Raw genomic sequence first — 19,609 nt, forward strand, 5'->3', positions numbered from 1 at the left:
GTTTCGTATGTGCCCGGCGGAAAATAAAAAAGTCTGTCAGTTGTTTGTCTGACAGACTTTTTGTTTGGTCCTCTTCGTAGCGAGAGGCGGGCTTGAACCGCCGACCTCATGATTATGAATCATGCGCTCTAACCAGCTGAGCTACCTCGCCATTTTTTAAGAACGTTTGAATCTCTGAATCCCGCGTGAAAACTGTGTTGTTTTGCTATCGTTGTTTCAAATTTTCGAGGTGCAAATATAGTATTTATTTCTTTTCTGCATCGATTTTCGAGAAAAAAATATGGCAAAGTTTAACGGGCATTTATTAATCTGTTGTTTGTTAAAAACATATTAGCTATATTGCCACCAAACTAACATAACTGCAATGGTAAAAGTACAACTAGAATATATAGTCAATTGTTCTCCAAAGGTGCTGTTTAACCGATTGAGTTCGGCATCGGGATTAGCCGAATGGTTTGCCGATGATGTACGCGTCCATGGGAAACGTTTTACTTTTATTTGGGAAGGTTCAGAACAAACTGCTGAATTGACGTTGCGGAAAGAAAATCGCCTCGTCAGATTTAACTGGATTGAGGATGAAGATTCGTTTTTTGAGTTTAAAATATCGCAGGATGAGCTTACCGGAGAAGTTGCACTTTTAGTTGTCGATTTTTCGGAAGAAGATGAAGTCCAGGAAACCCGTGAACTCTGGAACACACAAATTGCAGACTTAAAACAGGTTCTTGGTTCGTAATATTTAAAAAAGTCTGTTCCTTCGTTTCTTTATAAAACAATAAATTGAATTCTCTTTTGAGACTTCTTAACTTTTATTTTGCATTGTAAATCTTAAAATAATTTAGTTTTGCATCAGTTTCAAATAATTCAAATACTTGGATGAAGAAGTTGCATTGGTACATTATGAAGTCGTTTTTAGGTCCGTTTTTCATGACCTTTTTTATTGTGGTATTCGTACTGTTGATGCAATTTCTATGGAAATATGTTGATGATTTAGTGGGAAAGGGGTTAGATATGAAAGTTTTGGGAGAGATGCTCTTTTATGCCTCTTTCGGACTGTTGCCCTACGCTTTTCCGCTTGCTATGTTGCTGGCTTCTATTATGACCTTTGGTTCTTTTGGCGAAGATTATGAATTGGTTGCAATGAAATCCTCCGGTATTTCGTTATACAGAATTATGAAACCGTTGCTTGTTGTAGCAATTATTGTAACATGCACAGCCTTTGTTTTTGCAAATTACGTGTTGCCTCATACCAATCTTAGGTTCACTACACTTTTGTGGAGCGTAAAGCAGCAACGCCCTGAGCTGGTTTTGCAGGAAGGTGTTTTTACTAACGAGATTGACGGATACAGCATTCGAGTAGGAAGCAAAAACAAAAAAACAAATGTGCTTTACGATTTACTGATATACGACCACACCCGCAACCGTACCAACGAAAGTGTAACGGTTGCCGATTCCGGGTTTCTGAGTATTACAGAAGATAAGAAATTTATGGTGCTGAACCTTTATAACGGAGTAAATTACTCTGAAGGTTCCAATCAGCGCCAACGCCGGGGAAAGGAAACATACCCGTTCAGACGCGATAATTTTGAAGAACAAACGATACGGGTGAAGGTTCGTAATTTTGAATTTAACCGGTACGACGAAAGTATTTTTAAGAATACTTCCCGGATGTTGAATACAGAACAACTTCGGTTTATGGAAGATTCTTTGGGAACCGATTATTACGAAAGGCTCCGCAATTTTATGCTTCAAATAAGGTTGAATACGCCAATTACAAAGAAAATTCACAACCTTACAACTCCTTACGATTCGTTAAAAAGGGAAGTTGACGTTCAACCCGATTCCATTTTTAATTTCGACGAGTATTTTAACCGGCAGGAAAAATGGATAAAAGCAGAAATAACCCAGTCGGCATTGTCCGAAGCGCGCAATAATATTCAAACACTGAATATGTACGACGATGAGTTGTACAACAGGAAAAAGAACCTGAATAAATACACCATGGAAAGGCATCGAAAATACACCCTTTCTTTGGCGGTGCTCATTTTCTTTTTTATTGGGGCACCCCTGGGGGCAATCATCCGAAAAGGGGGATTGGGAATGCCGGTGGTGGTGTCAATTCTTTTATTTATTGCTTATTATATTGTTTCCATGACCGGCGAAAAATCTGCCCGCGAAGACATTTGGGACATGTTTGTCGGGATGTGGTTTTCTTCCTTTATATTTTTGCCGGTAGGTATCTGGCTGTCATACAAAGCCGCATCTGATGCTGCACTTTTAAATGCAGAAACTTACAGCAAATTAGTCGGAAAATTGGGACTTGAAAAACTGACCAACAAATTCAAAAAACGAAAATGAAAATATTGCAAATTACAAACAAGGTACCTTACCCCGCTAATGACGGCGGAGCAATTGCATGCATGAATCTGACACGCGGATTTGCTTTGCTCGGGCACGAGGTGACTGTTTTTGCAATGAATACTCTGAAGCACCACACAGATTTGTCTGAAATTCCCGAGCAGGTAAAAGATTGGGCAGAGTTCAGACTCGTTGATGTACCAGCGCGGATTTCGCCGTTTTCGGCTGCCTTTAATCTGATATTTTCCGTTCAGCCATACAACGCTGTTCGGTTTATTTCCAAACCTTTTGCCAACGGGCTGAAAAAGCTGTTAAAAGAAAAAGAATTTGACATTATTCAACTCGAAGGACTTTATGTTTGCCCATATATCCCACTGATTAGGAAGTATTCCAATGCAAAAATTGTTTATCGTGCGCACAATATTGAGCACGAAATATGGGAACGCACTGCTGCGCTTTCGAAAGGACTGCGGCGTTTTTACCTGAAAATACTTTCAAAAAGAATTAAGGTTTTCGAAAAAGGATTTATTAACCGGTACGATTTGATTGTGCCAATAACAGAACGCGACGGAATTATCCTCGATAAAATGGGAAATGTACGTCCGGCGCACGTTTCTCCCACCGGAATTGAAACGACTGTTCTGATTCCGCATTCTAAAAACCTGGAACATCCTTCGCTTTTTCATATTGGTTCGCTGGAATGGGCTCCAAATCAGGAGGGCATTATTTGGTTTATCGATAAGTGCTGGCCAAAAATTCATGAGAAATTTCCTAACCTGAAGTTTTATATTGCCGGGAGGAAAGCGCCTGACTGGCTGGTACGCCGCTTCGATGCCCCAAATATTGTATTCATGGGAGAAGTAGAAGATGCTTACGAATTTATGAACTCCAAATCGATAATGGTGGTTCCTTTGTTCTCGGGAAGTGGAATGCGTATTAAAGTTATTGAAGGAATGGCGCTTGGTAAACCTATTGTTTCAACGCCTATCGGTACCGAAGGGATTTCCACTCAATCGGGAAGAAATATTTTAATTGCAGATAACGAAAAAGAGTTTGTTGCTGATGTGGAACGGCTGATTATCGACAACGAGCTGTTTAATAGCATAAGCCGCAACGCCATTGAATATATCCAGGAAAAATTTGATAACTTAGCCCTGGCCGGTGCGCTCACCGACTTTTATAAAATGCACATTGAATGACATTGAATTTTCTTTTTTGGATTTTCTTTTTTGTCTTAGTGTACACTTACCTTGGTTATCCTTTGGTGCTGTATCTGTTAACTGCGTTGAAAAAACAGTTTTCGTCAGCAAAAAAAAGTATGGATGCCGGTTACGAGCCTGATGTGTGTCTTTTTGTTACCGCTTATAACGAAAAAGATTTTGTTGGCCAGAAAGTCGAAAATTCCTTTGAACTTGATTATCCGAAAGAAAAAGTGCAGTACGTGTGGGTGACCGATGGCTCGGATGACGGAACCCCGGATTTGCTTCGGAAATACGAACAACTGGAAGTCTATCACGAGCCGGCGCGGCGTGGAAAAATGCATGCCATGAACCGGGGAATGCAGTTTGTGAAAGCGCCAATCGTTATCTTCTCTGATACAAATACCCGGCTGAATAAATATGCGGTTCGTGAAATTGTGGCCTGCTTTAGCGACCCGAACACCGGATGCGTGGCTGGAGAAAAACGAATTGTTGAAAAAGAAGCTGACGTGGCAGCGGCGGCAGGCGAGGGGATGTACTGGAAGTTTGAGTCGTGGGTAAAAAAAATGGATGCAGAACTGAACTCTGCAGTTGGAGCAGTGGGTGAACTTTTTGCTATTCGGCGAGAGCTGTTTGAGGAAGTTGAGTCTGACACTGTTCTCGACGATTTTATTATTTCGTTGCGCATAGCCCAGAAAGGATACCGGATTGCATACACCCCAAATGCCTATGCCGAGGAAACCGCTTCGTTAAACGTAAAAGAAGAGTTGAAACGAAAAGTACGCATTGCTGCCGGAGGAGTTCAGACTTTTTTCCGGTTGAAAAGCCTTTTGAATCCGTTTCGTTTTGGCGTATTAAGCTGGCAATATTTTTCGCATAAAGTTCTTCGGTGGACACTTGCCCCGATCTCGTTGTTTTTGCTTTTTTTTGTTAACGGCGCCATCGTTTTAAAAAACGGTTTTGCATTCGAATTGAACTTTTACTCCGCCTTTTTTCTCTTCCAGATTTTGTGCTACATACTGGCTGTAATCGGATGGTATCTCGAAAACAAAAAACTGAGGTTCAAAATCATGTTTGTTCCCTACTATTTTGTTTCAATAAATTATGCTGCAATAAGAGGCATCTTTCGGTATTTTCGTGGAAAACAGTCAGCCAGTTGGGAAAAATCAAAAAGAGCAGCCTAATTTCGCCACCAATTTGATTTCGGTCCATGGTTCAGGTACAATCAAATTGAAAACTTCTTTAAACATTCAGCACTCTCGGGAAGAATCAATTTTTTTGTCGATATTTTGTTATACTTTTGCTGCCAATAATATGAAAAGGGGAAAATGACTGATATCAAGCTGAACACAATACCGGAAGCAATTGCTGCAATCAAAAAAGGAGAACTCGTAATTGTGGTTGATGATGAAGACCGCGAAAATGAAGGTGATTTAATTGTTGCCTCTGAACTTATTACTCCCGAAATCATCAATTTTATGACCATTCAGGGCAGGGGATTGATTTGCGTGGCTTTAACAGAAAAACGCTGCGAAGAATTGAACCTCGATTTGATGGTGGGGCAAAACACTTCTTTTAATGAAACTCAGTTTACGGTATCGGTAGATGGAATTCACCCTGACGTTACTACCGGAATATCTGCTGGCGACAGGGCGACTACCATTAAAATGCTTGTAGAAGAAAAAACCAAACCGGAAGACCTCGCTCGCCCGGGACATATTTTCCCTTTAATTGCCAAGGAAAGAGGAGTACTTCGCAGAAGCGGCCACACAGAAGCTGCTGTGGATTTGGCGCGGCTGGCAGGTTTGTATCCGTCGGGCGTTTTGGTGGAAATAATGAACGAAGACGGTACGATGGCAAGGTTACCCCAGCTGGTGAAAATTGCTGAAAAATTCAACCTGAAAATTGTTACTATAAAAGACCTGATTTCCTTCCTTTTTCAAAGCGAAAGCCTGATTGAAAGGGGAGAAGAAGTGGGGCTTCCGACGCAATACGGCGATTTTCATATTATCCCTTTCAAACAAAAATCCAACGGTGCAGAGCATGTTGCACTTATTAAAGGCGAATGGGACGTAAACGAACCGATACTTGTTCGGGTGCATTCGTCGTGCATGACCGGCGATATTTTTGGCTCCATGCGTTGTGAGTGCGGCGATCAGTTGCATAAATCGATGAAGCTTATCGAGGAAGCAGGAAAGGGCGTAATTGTTTACATGATGCAGGAAGGACGTGGAATCGGGCTGCTTAATAAGATTGCTGCGTACAAGTTGCAGGATCAGGGGCTGGACACAATTGATGCCAATCTGCATTTAGGATTTAAAGCCGATGAACGTGATTATGGTGTTGGCGCACAAATTCTGAGAAGTCTGGGAGTTTCTAAAATGAAACTGCTTACAAATAACCCGGTAAAAAGAGTTGGCCTCGAAGGATTTGGACTTGAAGTGTCTGAAATTGTTCCCATTGAAATAGAACCTAATAAGTTTAATCAGAAATACCTGAAAACAAAACGCGACCGGATGGGGCATCATCTGCGCAATTTTAATTACGACATTTAAGTTTGGTACTTTTTATCGGCCGGCAGAAAAGTTTTTTTCGTCTGCTTTTCCGATTTAAATCTTGAAAAATTTAGCACACAACAAAAAATCTTTTAAAAGAAAGGGTATGGTGGAATTTTTATGCCTCTGAAAGAAACCTTAGTGTTTTTAAATTCCTTAATTTTATTACCCTGGTAAAACTTTATTTCTATATTTTTAACCCGAAGTTTAAACTTTATTATTATGGATGGAAAAACGAAAGCTATTGTTGCTCACATTACGATTATCGGTTGGATTATCGCGTTGATTTTAAACAGCAGTGAAAAGGATGAATTTGCCAGTTACTATATCCGTCAGTTACTCGGAATATATTTGTTAGGATTGGTATTGTCGTTCATTCCTGTAATTGGCTGGATTGTTTCTATAGTGGTGATAGTTTTTTGGGTTTTGAGCCTGATTGGTTCAATCCAGGGAGAAAAGAAAGAAACACCCTTGGTAGGAAAGTATTTTCAGGAGTGGTTTAAATCAATTTAAGAGCAAAAAAGAAAGACAGGCCCAGTACCTGTCTTTCTTTTTTTTATCTTTTTTACAGTGTTTTACTGTCCGTTTTTTCGCTTATCCCTGAATTTTTTAATCATGTACATCCTGAATTCGTTTTCTGTTTTATACAGTTTTAAAACCTTTTCGGGAGGTAAAATCTCAAGAAACTTTTCGTTGTAATCAACCAGTAAATCAGCTTCTTTCCGAAGGCTGCCTGCAAATTCGCGGGTAAGTTGTTCAATTTTTGGAGCAGACATGGTTTCTTCCGCTTCTGCTACTTTCTCTTCCATCGTCCTTCTGAACTTTTGTGCTTCCCAGCGTTCTTTTTCCAGCTGGTTGTAAACCGGCCAGAACCTTTGAGCTTCGTCCGGCGATAGCTCCAGCTTTGACGTCAGAAAAGCAATTTTCTCAGCACGAAATTTATCCCATTTTTCTTCGTGACTTTTTCCGGGCGGCTGCGCAATGGAGTGCGACACAAAAGCCAATAATAAAATCAAAATAGAAACTGGTGCAATTATCTTTTTCATAATAATCTAATTTTCTGTTTGTAAGTAGATTTCGTAATCTGTAACATTTGAGCTGAGGTAATTGAGCAACTCAGCATCGTTAAATTTGCTCTCCGAAATTCCATGTTCAATTGTACTTTCATCTAAAAGCGCAAAAAACGAGTTTTCGTCCAGCATCTCAACCGCTGTAAGAAATTCGTGTTCATCGCTCTCCGGCTCAATAAATTCGGCAGCATTCATTTTTGCCAGGTAATCGGGGAGGAACGATTTTATCGGCCAATACACCAACATAAAAATGAGTGCAAAGCTTGCCGTAAGTCCCAATGCAGGTTTTAAAAATCGAATGATTTGGTTTTTGGGTTGAGGAAGATTTTGCTTTTCTGCCTCCAACCTGTGATGCAGGCGGGCAGAAAAATCATCGAAATATTTATCGGGAACACCAAAAGGCATCTCCTTTTTTATTTTCGATAATTCTGATTCGTTTTTTTCTTGTTCGTACATCTCTTCCAAAATTTTCATATTTGACTTCCTGTTTGAAAAAAAGTTTAATCCAACATTTAGTCGTTGTTCTTAATATATTCTTCCACCTTTTTTGTTGCGTGATGGTACGATGCTTTTAGTGCACCAACCGATGTGTCGAGTATTTTCGACATGTCTTCATATTTCATCTCTTCAAAATATTTCATGTTAAATACCAGGCGCTGCTTCTCCGGAAGTTGTAAAACGGCCTGCTGTAACTTCATTTGCAATGCATCTCCTTCAAAATAAGGATCGGAGGCCAGGTTTTCCATAAGGTAATCGCTTACATCGTTTAAAGGGAGAAGGCTGCGGCGTTTTTTTGAATTCAGAAATGTGATAGCCTCATTTGTTGCTATGCGGTACAGCCACGTGTACAGGCTCGATTCTTCTCTGAAATTCCCGATGCTTTTCCACACCTTAACAAAGGTGTTCTGGAGGACATCGTCGGTGTCTTCATGGCTCAGCAAAATTTTCCGGATGTGCCAGTATAATCGCTCCTGATATAACTTTACCAAACGGTGAAAAGCAAGATCCCTGGTGTTATCCTGCTTCAGCTCGGTAATGAGGTTGCGATCATCTGTTTCCATAATATTGTTTACCGTTAAGACCCGGTGAATTCAAAAAGGTTTAATTAGGTTATATTCTGAAGTTGAGTCCTTCTTCCACAAGGTGCCGGTAAATGTTTACATCAAACGAATATAGTTTTGCTGCACGGTGCGCAACGTGTGTTTGTTTCTGGTTTGTATCAATCAGCAATCCCATATTCTGAATTTTTTTTCTGAAGTTGCGGGTATCCAGTTTTTTGTCGAGGATAACCTCGTACATGGTTTGCAATTGGGTAAGGGTAAATTTTTCGGGCAGTAAATGAAATCCGGCCGGATGATACTGAACTTCTTCCCGAAGCTTTTTTAGTGCATTTTCAATTATCTCTTTTACGTCGAAAATTACATCAGGCAGGTTGTTAATGTCAAACCACTTTACCGCCTTTGCAATTGGAGAAAGCTTTAAATCATGATAATCAGGATTTATAAGCGCGTAATATGCAACTGTGAGTGCCCTGAGATGGGGAACCCGGTTTATTGCCCCAAACGTTTTAAATTGTTTCAGGTAAACTTCATCCAATCCGGTTGCGGTTTGCAGCACTTTCTTAGCATAACCGTCCAAATCTTCTTCGCTTGGAAGGTGGGTCCCAATCAGCCCCCAATAATTATCAGACCTCAACGCCGGATTTTTTTCAAAAATAATTTTGATTTGTTCGTATTCTTCCTTTGTAGTAAGGAATTTTTCAAGTAATTCAGGTTCGGCCTGCCAGAGCAGTACATTTAACTTGTCGTTTCTGAATCCGAAAATTACGCAATCAACAGAAATGTTTTTTAATATCATCGGCGTTAAGTTTCAGCAAATGTACAAATTGGAATTCTAAATTGTACTTCAAACCAAAAGAAAAAAAGAAGATTAAACCGGAAAACAGAAGGGCTTAAGTTTTCAACTAAAAAGAGCGCTGGAGAATCAATAAACCATTACCTTTGCACCGCAAATTTTTAAACGATAATAATGGCTTTGAAATGCGGAATTGTTGGCTTGCCAAATGTGGGTAAATCAACACTTTTTAATTGTTTGTCGAGTGCAAAGGCTCAGTCTGCAAATTTTCCTTTTTGCACCATTGAACCCAACATGGGAGTGATTACCGTTCCTGACGACAGGCTCATCAAACTGGCAGATATAGATAACCCTAAAAAAGTTGTACCAACTACAGTTGAAATACTGGATATTGCAGGTTTGGTAAAAGGTGCCAGTAAAGGTGAAGGTTTGGGAAATCAGTTCCTGGGAAATATACGCGAGACAGACGCCATTATTCATGTTTTGCGCTGTTTTGATAACGACAATATTACCCATGTTGACGGGTCTATTGATCCGGTGCGCGACAAAGAAGTGATTGACACCGAGCTGCAGTTGAAGGATTTGGAGACAATTGATAATCGTATTGACAAGCTGGGAAAACAGGCAAAGCACGGAACTGATCCGAAATCAAAAAAAATGTATGAACTGGCTTTGCGCTACAAAGATGTTCTTGAACAAGGGAAATCGGCTCGTACACTGCAACTTGCCGAAGAAGACGCCAGGCTTGCAAAAGAGTTTTTTCTGCTTACCAACAAGCCGGTAATGTACGCCTGTAATGTTGACGAGTCTTCAGCAAAATCGGGTAATGAGTATGTAGAGGCGGTTAGAAAAGCTATTGCGGACGAGGAGGCAGAATTGCTGGTAATTGCAGCTGCCACTGAAGCCGACATTGCAGAGCTGGAAGAATACGAAGAAAAACAGCTTTTCCTGGAAGAGCTTGGCCTGAAAGAGCCCGGTGTAAATAAACTGATTCATGCAGCTTACCGTTTGCTCAACCTGCAAACTTTTTTTACCACAGGGCCTGACGAGAGTCGTGCCTGGACTTTTGTTAAAGGAATGAAAGCTCCGAAAACTGCCGGAATTATCCACACAGACTTTGAGAAAGGATTTATTCGTGCGGAAGTGATAAAATACGAAGATTATGTATCGCTTGGCTCGGAACATGCATGTCGCGAGGCCGGTAAAATTTCTGTAGAAGGAAAAGAGTACGTAGTTAAAGATGGTGATATTATGCATTTCAGGTTTAATGTTTAAACTCTGACAAACCAGAATATTCGTGGTTTCTGCACGAAACTTATTCACAAAAAAAGGGTTGGCAATTTTAAAATGCCAACCCTTTTTTATGCGATGAAAACGTGATTAACGCTGTTGCGGAGCGTCGCTCATATCTTTAATAATACCGTTTTTATCTACTTTAATATTAATGTCTTTCGCAACTTCAAGAATAATAGTAGTTTCTTTTACTTCTACAATTCGGCCATAAATTCCGCCGGTGGTAACTACTTTATCGCCTTTGGCAAGGCTTTCCCTAAATTTGCGTACTTCTTTTTGGCGTTTCATCTGTGGGCGAATCATGAAAAAGTAAAAAACGACCACAATCAACAGCAACGGGAGGAAACTCATTAAAGGATTTGCTTCCTGTCCTTCGGGCTGCATCATCAACAAATTGTCTATCATCTTATAAAAATTTAAATGTTATTAGCAACGGTTTCTATTGTTCCAGACAAAAATATACAATTGTTTTGTTTTTTTGCTTTTACAACAGTTTTTTGTTAAGCTTCGCCAACCAATCCCCTGCCTGCTTTATTTATTTTACCTGAGGTTTTTAAATCCTTTAGTGTTTTATCCAAAATGCCGTTAATAAAGTTTCTGCTCTTTTCTGTACTGTAAAATTTCGACAATTCAATGTATTCGTTCAACGAAACTTTTGTTGGAATGGAAGGGAAATAGAGGAATTCTGTGGCTGCAAGCTGCATTATCAGAATGTCCATAAAAGCGATACGATCCAAATCCCAGTTGCGCGAGTGTTCTTTAATAAGTTCTCTGAGCTCGTCGTGATTGACTATTGCTCTTCGCAGCAGGTCTTTTGCAAAATCCCTGTCGTCCTGGTCTTTAAACATGGGCAGCAGGTTTTGGTCTGAACCCGAATGCGGATGGAATTTTTTCAATGTTTTGGTAATCATTGAAACGGTGAATTCCACATCATCGTTCCAGTAGATGCTCATTTCTTCAAGTACTTCGTACAGGTCTTCGGCAACCAAAATGATATTGGTGAATAGTTTTTCAATGAATTTCCGATCATCAAGGAACGAACGGTTTTCGTCGGCCATGTACTCTTTATAGAAGTCCGATTCAATCAGGAAAAGGTATAATTCTTTAATCAGTTCGGGGTGGTCTTCCCAACTCAGTTTTTGCTGATCGAGGTACGCATGCAGAAACCGGTTTTCGCGCAGTTGCTGAATAATTTGGTTACTGATAAACTTGGTGTTGGGATGGAGGTCATCGTAAGTAGGTTGGTGTTTATTCCTTTTGATTTCGATCCGTTGCTCGGCATAATCGGTAATGTTAATTGCCAGCCCAAGCAAATAGTGGTACAAATCGTAGGTTTTCCGAATACAAAAAAACAACTCCTTTTCCGCGTTGTTAAGCGATTTATCTTCTGAAGTGTAGTAGGCGTACAACATTTGCAGCACCTTGGTACGGATAATCCTTCTGCTAATCATGCTTTAATGAACTTCTTTATTTTGGGCGCAAAAATAGTACTTTTTAAGAAACCTTGCTGCATTCTTTTAATTTTCGGAGAATAGATTGGCAAACGTTAATTATTATTCATTGTTACTGTTGTTTCCATCTTGTGCTGCTGTTGTTGAAACAGAAGAGTTGCTTTCTTCCAATTCCTGATTTGCTGCTTCAAGTTGTTGTGCTTCATCCTCTTCGTCTTCCCAATCGAATTTGTCTCTGCGAATGATGTATTTTCGGTAATAGAATGCCAGTACAATTCCTGAAATGGCTCCCCATAAATGACCTTCCCAGGATATTTTCGGGTCGATGGGAAAAACGCCCCAGATAAGTCCTCCATAAAGAAAAACTACAACTACCGAAAAGGTAAGCAACCTTACATCGTTTCGGATAATGCCGCTTACAAAATGAAAAGCAGCCATGGCATACACCACTCCGCTGGCGCCAATGTGCCAGGCTTCGCGCCCGGCAAACCACACTGTTATTCCGGATAGAAAGTAAAGCAGAAAAAATATCTGATACGAAATTCGCCGGTAATAATAGATTAGCATAAAAAGCAATAAGAAAAACGGGATGGAGTTGGACATCAGGTGGTTGAAGTCGGAATGAATAAACGGCGAAAAAAGAATTCCCGGTAGCCCTTTCCAATGCAACGGATAAACACCGAGTTTTACAAAGCTAACCGAGGTAGTCACTTCAATAATTTCTACCATCCAGAATGCAAAGACAAAAGCTGCCGGAAACACCAGGCTGTGGAAAAATATTTTCTTCTCCATGTCCGGATCCAACCTGCGTGGATTGCTTGGATAGTAGTTGAATAGCCTCATTTTATCAGTTTTGTTAATGTTTCTTTCGTCTCTTCCAAATCGGTGCAACTCAACACAGGAATAAGCCGGTTGATCTCTTCTACAGGCAAATCCCACCATTTTACTTTTAACAGCAATGCAATTAAATCATCGTCAAACCTTTTTCGGATTAGTTTTGCCGGATTTCCGGCTACTATTGTGTAAGGTTCAATGTCGCTTCCAACCACACTGTTTGCCCCGATAATAACCCCATCGCCAATATGAACGCCGGGTAAAATGGTGGTGTTTTGGCCTATCCAAACATCGTTTCCGATTATGGTATCTCCTTTAACCGGCATTTTTTCGAGTGGCGGAACCGGCTGTTCCCAGCCTTCGAAAATGTAAAACGGAAATGTTGAGACTGCATTCATCTGGTGGTTTGCTCCATTCATAATAAATTCAACGCCTGCAGCAATCTGACAAAACTTTCCTATTACTAATTTGTCGCCATAAAAATCATAGTGGTGCGTTACGTGCTTTTCAAAATCGATGCCGCTAAAGTAAGTGAAATCGCCAACTACAATATTTTTAGACTTTACAGTTGGTTTCACATAGGTTACTGATTTTATGTTGGGCACGGGAAATATCGCATCCGGATTTGGCTTGTGTTTCATCTCTGTTGCTGTTTTGTTGTTCTTATTACAAAGGTAATATATAAGAATGGCAAAGCATTTTCAACACCTATTTCAAAAACTCTTTTATCAACGCCACAAATTCATGAATTTCATTTTCGGTTGTGTCGAATGAGGTCATCCACCTCACTTCTGATGTTTCTTCGTTCCAGATATAAAACGGGAACCGGTTTTGCAGTGGTTCTATAATTTCTTTTGGAACTTCGGCGAAAATACCGTTGGATTCAACCGGATGAGTAATTTTTATTTCCGGAATTTTTTGAATCTCTTTTTCCAGTAGCCCGGCCATTTTGTTGGAGTGAGTGGCTGTTTTTTTCCACAAATCGTTTTCGAAATAGGCCAGAAATTGTGCTCCGACAAAACGCATTTTCGAATAAAGCTGCATGCTCTGTTTGCGCTGGTATTTAACGTTGGCGGTAAGCTTCGAATTGAAAAACAGAACTGCTTCTCCCAGCATTAACCCGTTTTTTGTACCGCCAAAAGAAAGCACGTCAACGCCACAATCTTTAGTGAATTCCTTAAAGTCCATATTCAGCGAAACCGCTGCATTGGCAAGGCGGGCGCCATCCATATGTAAATACATGTTGTGGCGATGTGCCAAATCGGCCAGCGCCTTAATTTCCGAAGGTTGGTAAATTGTACCCATTTCAGTGGCCTGAGAAATGGAAATGACTCCCGGTTGTGAGTGGTGTTCAAATTCAAATCCTTTGAGATGATGCTGAACCGCTTCCGAAGTAATTTTTCCAAATTCAGGGAGTACCGGAAGCAATTTGCATCCTGTAAACTTTTCAGGAGCGCCACACTCATCTTCTTCAATGTGTGCAGTTTCTGCACAAATTATGGAATTAAAACTCTGCGTTACTGCAGACAGCCCAAGAACATTGGCGCCGGTTCCGTTAAACACAAAAAACACTTCGGTTTCCTGACCGAATTTTTCCCTGAAAACGGTTACTGCCGCAGCTGTATATTGGTCTTCACCATACCCTTTTTCGTGCCCTTTGTTGGCAAGTGCTATTTTTTCCAAAACTGCGGGGTGCACTCCGGAGTTATTGTCGCTTGCAAATCCTTTTTTCATAGTAATGCGTAGATAAAATAATTGTTGTTTGTCCGGTTCTTCGTAATTTTACAGGAACTTTAGGACATGTAAAGTAAGAAAAAAGCAAACGTTTATAAAAATGAAGAAACGCTTTGTTTCTCTCAAAAACGCAACAAGAATGCGATGAAGCAAAAGATTAGTGTTTTCTGGTTTCGCAGAGATTTGCGCTTGCACGATAATCATGCATTGTTTGAAGCGCTGAAATCTCCTTTTCCGGTGCTGTCTGTTTTTATTTTCGATACGAAGATTTTAGAGAAACTGAACTCCCGGAACGATGCACGAGTTTCTTTTGTTCATTCTCAGGTTTGGAAGATAAAAACAGAACTGGAAAAATTGGGCAGTTCCCTCAAGGTATTTCATGCAACGCCCGATGAAGCATTTCGTGAGCTGGTTGATAATTATGATATTCAATTGGTTTTTGCAAATAAAGATTATGAGCCTTACGCTCAGGAACGGGATAAAAAAATAGAAACCCTTTTAAGCACTTCCGGCGTGGTTTTTAAGCGATTTAAAGACCAGGTTATTTTCGAAGAAAATGAAGTGTTGAAGGACGACGGCAACCCGTACACCGTGTTTACTCCATACAGCAAAAAATGGAAACAGGTTCTGGGAAAAGAAGAAATTCCTGTTTTTCCGTCTGAAAACCTGACTCGGAATTATTTGAAAATCGAGTCGTTTTTTTTCCCACAATTGAACGATCTTGGGTTTGAGAAAAGCCTAATCAGTATTCCTCCTCCTGATATTTCTGAAGAAATTATTCGGAATTACGAAAAAACGCGCGATTTCCCGGCTCTCACAGGAACATCAAAACTGGGCGTTCATTTGCGATTCGGTACCGTAAGCATTCGAGAAGTAACCCGTAAGGCATTGCTGTGGTCCGACACTTTTTGCGGTGAGCTTATTTGGCGTAATTTTTTTAGTACTATTCTGTGGCATTTTCCACATGCCGCCAATGAAGTTTTCAACCCAAAATACAAATTTGTTCGTTGGCGAAACAACGAGGAAGAGTTTGAAAAGTGGAGCAGGGGAGAAACGGGGTATCCGTTTGTAGATGCCGGGATGCGGGAACTGAACACCACCGGTTTTATGCACAACCGGGCGCGGATGATTACTGCCGGCTTTTTAACAAAGCACCTGCTGGTTGATTGGCGCTGGGGTGAAGCGTATTTTGCAGAAAAACTCCTTGATTACGATTTGGCTTCAAACAATGGAAATTGGCAGTGGGCTGCCGGAACTGGATGTGATGCTGCTCCTTATTTCCGGATTTTTAATCCGGAGAGCCAGCAGAAAAAGTTCGATTCAAAAGGTGAGTACGTGCAAAAATGGATTCCCGAAATTGGTACAGTCAATTATCCTGCGCCAATTGTTGAGCATCAGTTTGCCCGCGAAAGGGCGTTGAAAGTTTTTCGGGATGCGCTGAAATAGTTGATTGGCGAATTACTTTTTCAGGGGGTCTCTGTTTGATTTAACCACGCTACAATTTTTCGGTTACCGGGGCTGGTAATAGAAGAAACAGACTCGACCACCTGTCCGTTTTTATCTATCAGAAATTTGTGAAAGTTCCAGTTAACCCTGGCATTCAGAACTCCGTTTTCTTCTTTGCTTGTCAGCCATTTGTATATGGGATGCATGTTTTCTCCTTTGATGGAAATCTTCTCCATCAATAAAAAACTCACCTGGTATTTTTTTGTGCAATATTCTTTTACCTGCTCATTTGTTCCGGGCTCCTGGCTGCCAAAATCGTTGCACGGAAAAGCCACAATTTCAAAGTCATCTCCTCCATATTCCTCGTATAGTTTTTGCAGCTTTTTAAACTGATAAGAAAGCGAACATTCGGTTGCCGTGTTTACAATTAAAACCTTTTTCCCTTTTAGTGTCGAAAAATCGAACCTTTCTCCGGAAATGGTGCGTGCGCTGAAGTCATACAAATTTTTTTGACCGGTTGCGTGAACTGCTCCAAAAACAAGCAGAACTGCCAAAACAATATATTTTAGGTGCATAGTTTTTATTTCAAAAGTTTGCGACTGTAAGGTAGTGAAAGTTCAGCCTTTTGAAAAAGTAATATCGACGATGTTGATAAGTTTTGCCGGTAAAAATATAGAATTGTTTATCTTTGGTCACTTGAGAAAGAACACCGTTTAAATGGAAAATTTTATTGTTTCTGCACGAAAATACAGGCCTGATTCATTTGATACAGTAGTGGCACAATCTGCCATTACCACAACGTTGAAAAATGCCATAAAAAATAACCAGCTGGCTCATGCATATTTGTTTTGCGGGCCGCGTGGCGTTGGCAAAACAACCTGTGCCCGTATTTTTGCCAAAACAATAAACTGCTCCAACCTTTCTCCCGAAATAGAAGCTTGCAACGAATGTGAATCCTGTACTGCTTTTAATTCCAGCCGTTCGTTTAATATTCATGAACTCGATGCCGCTTCCAATAATTCGGTAGACGATATCAGGGTGTTGATCGATCAGGTGCGAATTCCTCCGCAGGTGGGAAAATACAGCGTTTATATTATCGATGAAGTCCATATGCTTTCGTCACAGGCTTTTAACGCTTTCCTGAAAACGTTGGAAGAACCGCCAAAGCATGCTATTTTTATTTTGGCAACCACAGAGAAACATAAAATTATTCCAACAATTTTATCGCGTTGCCAGATTTTTGACTTTAACAGGATTAATATTTCAGACATTGCCGGTCATTTGGAGTATGTTGCAAAAAGTGAAGGTGTAACTGCTGAAAAAGAAGCGCTGAATATTATTGCACAGAAGGCCGATGGAGCAATGCGCGATGCCTTGTCTATTTTCGACCAGATAGTTAGTTTCTCGGGAAAAGATATTACTTATCAGGACGTTATTTCCAATTTGAATGTTCTGGATTATGATTACTACTTTCGATTAGTAGATCACTTTCTGAAAAATGAAGTTCCCGATTCGCTGATGATTTTCGATGATATTCTGAATCACGGTTTCGACGGACATCATTTTATAAACGGACTCAGCAGCCATTTTCGCAACCTGTTGGTTTGCAAAGATCCGGTTACGGTTCAACTGCTCGAAGTTGGTGGTGACATAAAAGAACGGTACAAGGGACAGGCTTCTGTTTGCAATAACGATTTTTTGCTGAAAGCACTTGGAATCAGTAACGAGTGCGACATGCAGTATAAAATGAGCCAGAATAAACGGTTACTCGTTGAGCTGACTTTGATTCGGATAGCACAGCTAACCTTAAAAAAAAAATAGCTGACGACGACGAACTTTCTGATTTTCTCGAACCTATTTTTACCGGGAAAACTGAATCTTCCAAAGAAAAATCTGCACCGGAGAAATCACCCCAGGAATCGCAAGAACCGGTCATTAAAAAGCATGTAAGGCGCATCTCGCGTAAGTCTAAAGGACCTTCAATAAAAGATGCCCTGGCAGGAAATCTGGGAGAAGAAAAATTATCGGCAAAAGAGCAGCACGAGATTTATACCAAGGTGGGCGCCATAAAAGATTTTACGCCCGAAGCGCTGAAAATGAAATGGGAGGAATTTGTAGAAAGGCTGAATGACCGGCCAAATCTTCAATCTACGCTATCTCATCTTCCGAAACTTGGCGACGATTATCACCTTATTCTTGACATTGATAATTCAGTTCAGGACGACCTGATTAACACCATAAAACCGGAACTTGTGTCCTGGCTGAGAAGAGAGCTGGAAAACTCGAAAATTCAACTGGCCACTAATATCACAGAAGTAGAAAAAGAGAAAATAATCTATTCGGATTCTGAGAAATATATGGAAATGCTGAAAAAGAATCCGGAGCTGGAAAAATTAAAACAAGTGTTTAAACTCGATTTTGAGTAGATTTTTTCTTCGTCAAGGAGCCAGCCTTATTTTTTCCCATTCATTATTTGATAGTTTTTTGTAGAGAATTCGGTCGTGGAGCCGGTTTTCGCGGCCCTGCCAAAACTCAATTTTTTGAGGAACAACGTTGTATCCACCCCAAAATGGAGGAAGCGACGGAGCCTCGTTTTCAAATTCGGAACTGAACTTTCTGAATCGTTGTTCCAAATAATCCCGGGATTCAATTTCTTTGCTCTGTTCAGATGCCCAGGCGCCAACCTGGCTTTCCAACGGCCGCGAATGAAAATACTTTTCTGAGACCTTTTTGCTTGTTTTCTCTGCAACTCCGGAAATTCTAACCTGGCGTTCGAGCAGTGGCCAGAAAAAGTGGAGGCCAACCGCAGGGGAGCTTTCAATAGATCTGCCTTTTCCCGACAAATAATTGGTGAAGAAAACAAATCCGTTTTCGTTAAAATACTTCAGTAATACTATGCGCGACTGAGGAAATCCATCGGTTCCGATGGTTGCAACTGCCATGGCAGTAGGTTCTTTTTCGTTGGAATCGATAGCTTCTTTCAGCCATTTTTCAAATTGATTAAACGGATTGTCGTCCGTATTTTGCTTTCTCAATCCCGAAAAGCTGTATTCATTTCTTATGGAGTCGATTTTCATTGTTTTTTTCTAATCAGTTCTGAATCAAAAATGTTGCAATTGCAAACCTATGAACATTTTTTTTATGAAAAATGTTTTATTTAAGAGTTTTGAGTATTTTATTGATAACTTAAAAATTGAAGCGATGAAAAAAACAGTTCTGTTCCTACTGATAGCAGCATTTTTCCATATAAACGCCTACTCCAAAAGCCTTGGGTTGGGAGGAAAGGCGACATTAACCGATGTTAAAATGCAAGATGTTTCCGGAGAGAAAGTGTCGCTTAACGACGTTGCTAAGTCGAACGGCCTTTTAGTAATTTTCTCAAGTAACACCTGTCCGTTTGTGCAACAATGGGAAAGCCGCTACTCTGACGCAAAGAATTGGGCAGACCAACACAATGTCGGAATGATTGTTCTAAATTCCAATTATCAAAACCGCGATGGTGTTGATTCATTTTCAGAGATGAAAAAAAGAGCAAGTGAGCAGCGGTACAATTTCCACTATGCAGTTGATGAAGACAGCCAAATTGCGAACGCTTTTGGCGGGCAAACAACGCCGCATGTATTTTTGTTTAATGGCAATATGGAGTTGGTTTACAAAGGAGCAATTGACGATAATTACAAAAGCGCGAAAGAAGTAAAGCATGCCTATGTGAAAGACGCAATAACAAGCCTGGCAAGAGGGGAGAAAGTTGCTGTAGCCGAAACAAAGCCGGTCGGTTGCGGCATTAAGCGGAAGTTGGATTAATGTCAGGTGTTTTG

Annotated in this window: 22 protein-coding genes and 1 tRNA gene; 11 read left to right on the forward strand and 12 right to left on the reverse strand. The window is 40.5% G+C overall.

The window, feature by feature from the left end; translation table 11 throughout:
* Window positions 1-77 precede the first annotated feature (77 nt).
* Window positions 78-151, reverse strand: a tRNA-Met gene (locus BUB08_RS00055).
* 213 nt (window positions 152-364) lie between these two features.
* On the opposite strand from BUB08_RS00055, the gene BUB08_RS00060 reads away from it, so the two are divergent.
* The 6 genes from BUB08_RS00060 (at window position 365) to BUB08_RS00085 (ending at window position 6,622) form a co-directional block, all read left to right on the forward strand.
* Complete coding sequence (locus BUB08_RS00060; protein ID WP_072997811.1) at window positions 365-733, forward strand: START-like domain-containing protein; 369 nt, start codon at window positions 365-367, stop codon at window positions 731-733.
* A 140-nt stretch (window positions 734-873) separates the two neighbouring features.
* Window positions 874-2,355 (forward strand): LptF/LptG family permease, encoded by a 1,482-nt coding sequence (locus BUB08_RS00065; RefSeq protein WP_072997813.1) that lies wholly within the window; start codon window positions 874-876, stop codon window positions 2,353-2,355.
* Window positions 2,352-3,554 (forward strand): glycosyltransferase family 4 protein, encoded by a 1,203-nt coding sequence (locus tag BUB08_RS00070; protein WP_072997815.1) that lies wholly within the window; start codon window positions 2,352-2,354, stop codon window positions 3,552-3,554. Before BUB08_RS00065 ends, BUB08_RS00070 begins: the two co-directional genes overlap by 4 nt.
* Entirely contained in the window at window positions 3,551-4,738 is a 1,188-nt protein-coding gene (locus tag BUB08_RS00075) for a glycosyltransferase family 2 protein (RefSeq protein WP_072997817.1), read from the forward strand. Before BUB08_RS00070 ends, BUB08_RS00075 begins: the two co-directional genes overlap by 4 nt.
* A 144-nt stretch (window positions 4,739-4,882) precedes the next feature.
* On the forward strand, window positions 4,883-6,109 hold the full coding sequence (locus BUB08_RS00080; protein ID WP_072997819.1) for a bifunctional 3,4-dihydroxy-2-butanone-4-phosphate synthase/GTP cyclohydrolase II: 1,227 nt from the start codon (window positions 4,883-4,885) through the stop codon (window positions 6,107-6,109).
* A 222-nt stretch (window positions 6,110-6,331) separates the two neighbouring features.
* Window positions 6,332-6,622, forward strand: coding sequence for a magnetosome magnetite crystal formation protein family (locus BUB08_RS00085; protein ID WP_072997821.1), 291 nt, complete (start codon window positions 6,332-6,334; stop codon window positions 6,620-6,622).
* A 62-nt stretch (window positions 6,623-6,684) separates the two neighbouring features.
* On the opposite strand, the gene BUB08_RS00090 is transcribed toward BUB08_RS00085, so the two are convergent.
* Genes BUB08_RS00090 through BUB08_RS00105 form a run of 4 tightly spaced genes read right to left on the reverse strand, consistent with a single transcriptional unit; the run spans window position 6,685 to window position 9,036 of the window.
* On the reverse strand, window positions 6,685-7,155 hold the full coding sequence (locus BUB08_RS00090; protein WP_072997823.1) for a hypothetical protein: 471 nt from the start codon (window positions 7,153-7,155) through the stop codon (window positions 6,685-6,687).
* A 6-nt stretch (window positions 7,156-7,161) separates the two neighbouring features.
* The gene (locus tag BUB08_RS00095) at window positions 7,162-7,653 is read right to left on the reverse strand and encodes a hypothetical protein (RefSeq protein WP_072997825.1); all 492 of its coding nucleotides are present in this window, start codon (window positions 7,651-7,653) and stop codon (window positions 7,162-7,164) included.
* Between the two features lie 38 nt (window positions 7,654-7,691).
* Window positions 7,692-8,240: an RNA polymerase sigma factor gene (locus BUB08_RS00100; protein WP_072997826.1), complete on the reverse strand. Its 549-nt coding sequence runs from the start codon at window positions 8,238-8,240 to the stop codon at window positions 7,692-7,694.
* Between the two features lie 49 nt (window positions 8,241-8,289).
* Window positions 8,290-9,036, reverse strand: a complete 747-nt coding sequence (locus tag BUB08_RS00105; protein WP_072997828.1) for an NUDIX hydrolase — start codon at window positions 9,034-9,036, stop codon at window positions 8,290-8,292.
* 171 nt (window positions 9,037-9,207) lie between these two features.
* Here BUB08_RS00105 and ychF point away from each other — a divergent pair, with 171 nt between their 5' ends.
* Window positions 9,208-10,308, forward strand: coding sequence for a redox-regulated ATPase YchF (gene ychF, locus BUB08_RS00110; RefSeq protein ID WP_072997830.1), 1,101 nt, complete (start codon window positions 9,208-9,210; stop codon window positions 10,306-10,308).
* A 105-nt stretch (window positions 10,309-10,413) separates the two neighbouring features.
* Here the strand turns inward: ychF and yajC are convergent, their stop codons facing one another.
* The 5 genes from yajC to BUB08_RS00135 all read right to left on the reverse strand — a co-directional run bounded on the left by yajC (window position 10,414) and on the right by BUB08_RS00135 (window position 14,345).
* A complete protein-coding gene (gene yajC / locus BUB08_RS00115) occupies window positions 10,414-10,731 on the reverse strand; it encodes a preprotein translocase subunit YajC (protein ID WP_072997832.1) in 318 nt (105 codons plus the stop codon).
* Window positions 10,732-10,826: 95 nt separating this feature from the next.
* On the reverse strand, window positions 10,827-11,777 hold the full coding sequence (nusB, locus tag BUB08_RS00120; RefSeq protein WP_072997834.1) for a transcription antitermination factor NusB: 951 nt from the start codon (window positions 11,775-11,777) through the stop codon (window positions 10,827-10,829).
* Window positions 11,778-11,879: 102 nt separating this feature from the next.
* On the reverse strand, window positions 11,880-12,620 hold the full coding sequence (locus BUB08_RS00125; RefSeq protein ID WP_175549889.1) for a rhomboid family intramembrane serine protease: 741 nt from the start codon (window positions 12,618-12,620) through the stop codon (window positions 11,880-11,882).
* Entirely contained in the window at window positions 12,617-13,252 is a 636-nt protein-coding gene (locus BUB08_RS20550) for a CatB-related O-acetyltransferase (RefSeq protein WP_072997835.1), read from the reverse strand. The genes BUB08_RS00125 and BUB08_RS20550 overlap by 4 nt, the downstream gene beginning before the upstream one ends.
* Before the next feature lie 67 nt (window positions 13,253-13,319).
* Complete coding sequence (locus tag BUB08_RS00135; RefSeq protein ID WP_072997837.1) at window positions 13,320-14,345, reverse strand: threonine aldolase family protein; 1,026 nt, start codon at window positions 14,343-14,345, stop codon at window positions 13,320-13,322.
* A gap of 144 nt (window positions 14,346-14,489) precedes the next feature.
* Between BUB08_RS00135 and BUB08_RS00140 the strand changes: the two genes are divergently transcribed.
* Window positions 14,490-15,791, forward strand: coding sequence for a cryptochrome/photolyase family protein (locus BUB08_RS00140; RefSeq protein ID WP_072997839.1), 1,302 nt, complete (start codon window positions 14,490-14,492; stop codon window positions 15,789-15,791).
* Between the two features lie 20 nt (window positions 15,792-15,811).
* Here the strand turns inward: BUB08_RS00140 and BUB08_RS00145 are convergent, their stop codons facing one another.
* The gene (locus tag BUB08_RS00145) at window positions 15,812-16,366 is read right to left on the reverse strand and encodes a glutathione peroxidase (protein WP_139249559.1); all 555 of its coding nucleotides are present in this window, start codon (window positions 16,364-16,366) and stop codon (window positions 15,812-15,814) included.
* A gap of 142 nt (window positions 16,367-16,508) precedes the next feature.
* Here BUB08_RS00145 and BUB08_RS19955 point away from each other — a divergent pair, with 142 nt between their 5' ends.
* Both BUB08_RS19955 and BUB08_RS19960 read left to right on the forward strand, forming a co-directional pair.
* A complete protein-coding gene (locus tag BUB08_RS19955; RefSeq protein WP_083570471.1) occupies window positions 16,509-17,612 on the forward strand; it encodes a DNA polymerase III subunit gamma/tau in 1,104 nt (367 codons plus the stop codon).
* A 236-nt stretch (window positions 17,613-17,848) separates the two neighbouring features.
* Complete coding sequence (locus BUB08_RS19960) at window positions 17,849-18,217, forward strand: hypothetical protein (RefSeq protein WP_083570473.1); 369 nt, start codon at window positions 17,849-17,851, stop codon at window positions 18,215-18,217.
* Window positions 18,218-18,229: 12 nt separating this feature from the next.
* Here BUB08_RS19960 and pdxH read toward each other — a convergent pair whose 3' ends face one another.
* On the reverse strand, window positions 18,230-18,868 hold the full coding sequence (pdxH, locus tag BUB08_RS00155; protein WP_072997842.1) for a pyridoxamine 5'-phosphate oxidase: 639 nt from the start codon (window positions 18,866-18,868) through the stop codon (window positions 18,230-18,232).
* Between the two features lie 124 nt (window positions 18,869-18,992).
* Between pdxH and BUB08_RS00160 the strand changes: the two genes are divergently transcribed.
* On the forward strand, window positions 18,993-19,595 hold the full coding sequence (locus tag BUB08_RS00160) for a redoxin domain-containing protein (RefSeq protein WP_072998815.1): 603 nt from the start codon (window positions 18,993-18,995) through the stop codon (window positions 19,593-19,595).
* Window positions 19,596-19,609: the final 14 nt, after the last annotated feature.

The sequence above is a fragment of the Mariniphaga anaerophila genome (assembly GCF_900129025.1).
GTDB lineage: Bacteria > Bacteroidota > Bacteroidia > Bacteroidales > Prolixibacteraceae > Mariniphaga > Mariniphaga anaerophila.

Coding starts and splice junctions, on each gene's coding strand:
- BUB08_RS00100 (WP_072997826.1), bottom strand. CDS start 8,240: ATGGAAACAGATGATCGCAACCTCATTACCGAGCTGAAGCAGGATAAC.
- BUB08_RS00080 (WP_072997819.1), top strand. CDS start 4,883: ATGACTGATATCAAGCTGAACACAATACCGGAAGCAATTGCTGCAATC.
- BUB08_RS19955 (WP_083570471.1), top strand. CDS start 16,509: ATGGAAAATTTTATTGTTTCTGCACGAAAATACAGGCCTGATTCATTT.
- nusB (WP_072997834.1), bottom strand. CDS start 11,777: ATGATTAGCAGAAGGATTATCCGTACCAAGGTGCTGCAAATGTTGTAC.
- BUB08_RS00070 (WP_072997815.1), top strand. CDS start 2,352: ATGAAAATATTGCAAATTACAAACAAGGTACCTTACCCCGCTAATGAC.
- BUB08_RS00160 (WP_072998815.1), top strand. CDS start 18,993: ATGAAAAAAACAGTTCTGTTCCTACTGATAGCAGCATTTTTCCATATA.
- BUB08_RS00075 (WP_072997817.1), top strand. CDS start 3,551: ATGACATTGAATTTTCTTTTTTGGATTTTCTTTTTTGTCTTAGTGTAC.
- BUB08_RS00085 (WP_072997821.1), top strand. CDS start 6,332: ATGGATGGAAAAACGAAAGCTATTGTTGCTCACATTACGATTATCGGT.
- BUB08_RS00145 (WP_139249559.1), bottom strand. CDS start 16,366: ATGCACCTAAAATATATTGTTTTGGCAGTTCTGCTTGTTTTTGGAGCA.
- yajC (WP_072997832.1), bottom strand. CDS start 10,731: ATGATAGACAATTTGTTGATGATGCAGCCCGAAGGACAGGAAGCAAAT.
- BUB08_RS20550 (WP_072997835.1), bottom strand. CDS start 13,252: ATGAAACACAAGCCAAATCCGGATGCGATATTTCCCGTGCCCAACATA.
- BUB08_RS00105 (WP_072997828.1), bottom strand. CDS start 9,036: ATGATATTAAAAAACATTTCTGTTGATTGCGTAATTTTCGGATTCAGA.
- BUB08_RS00135 (WP_072997837.1), bottom strand. CDS start 14,345: ATGAAAAAAGGATTTGCAAGCGACAATAACTCCGGAGTGCACCCCGCA.
- BUB08_RS00065 (WP_072997813.1), top strand. CDS start 874: ATGAAGAAGTTGCATTGGTACATTATGAAGTCGTTTTTAGGTCCGTTT.
- pdxH (WP_072997842.1), bottom strand. CDS start 18,868: ATGAAAATCGACTCCATAAGAAATGAATACAGCTTTTCGGGATTGAGA.
- BUB08_RS00140 (WP_072997839.1), top strand. CDS start 14,490: ATGAAGCAAAAGATTAGTGTTTTCTGGTTTCGCAGAGATTTGCGCTTG.
- BUB08_RS00125 (WP_175549889.1), bottom strand. CDS start 12,620: ATGAGGCTATTCAACTACTATCCAAGCAATCCACGCAGGTTGGATCCG.
- ychF (WP_072997830.1), top strand. CDS start 9,208: ATGGCTTTGAAATGCGGAATTGTTGGCTTGCCAAATGTGGGTAAATCA.
- BUB08_RS00090 (WP_072997823.1), bottom strand. CDS start 7,155: ATGAAAAAGATAATTGCACCAGTTTCTATTTTGATTTTATTATTGGCT.
- BUB08_RS00060 (WP_072997811.1), top strand. CDS start 365: ATGGTAAAAGTACAACTAGAATATATAGTCAATTGTTCTCCAAAGGTG.
- BUB08_RS00095 (WP_072997825.1), bottom strand. CDS start 7,653: ATGAAAATTTTGGAAGAGATGTACGAACAAGAAAAAAACGAATCAGAA.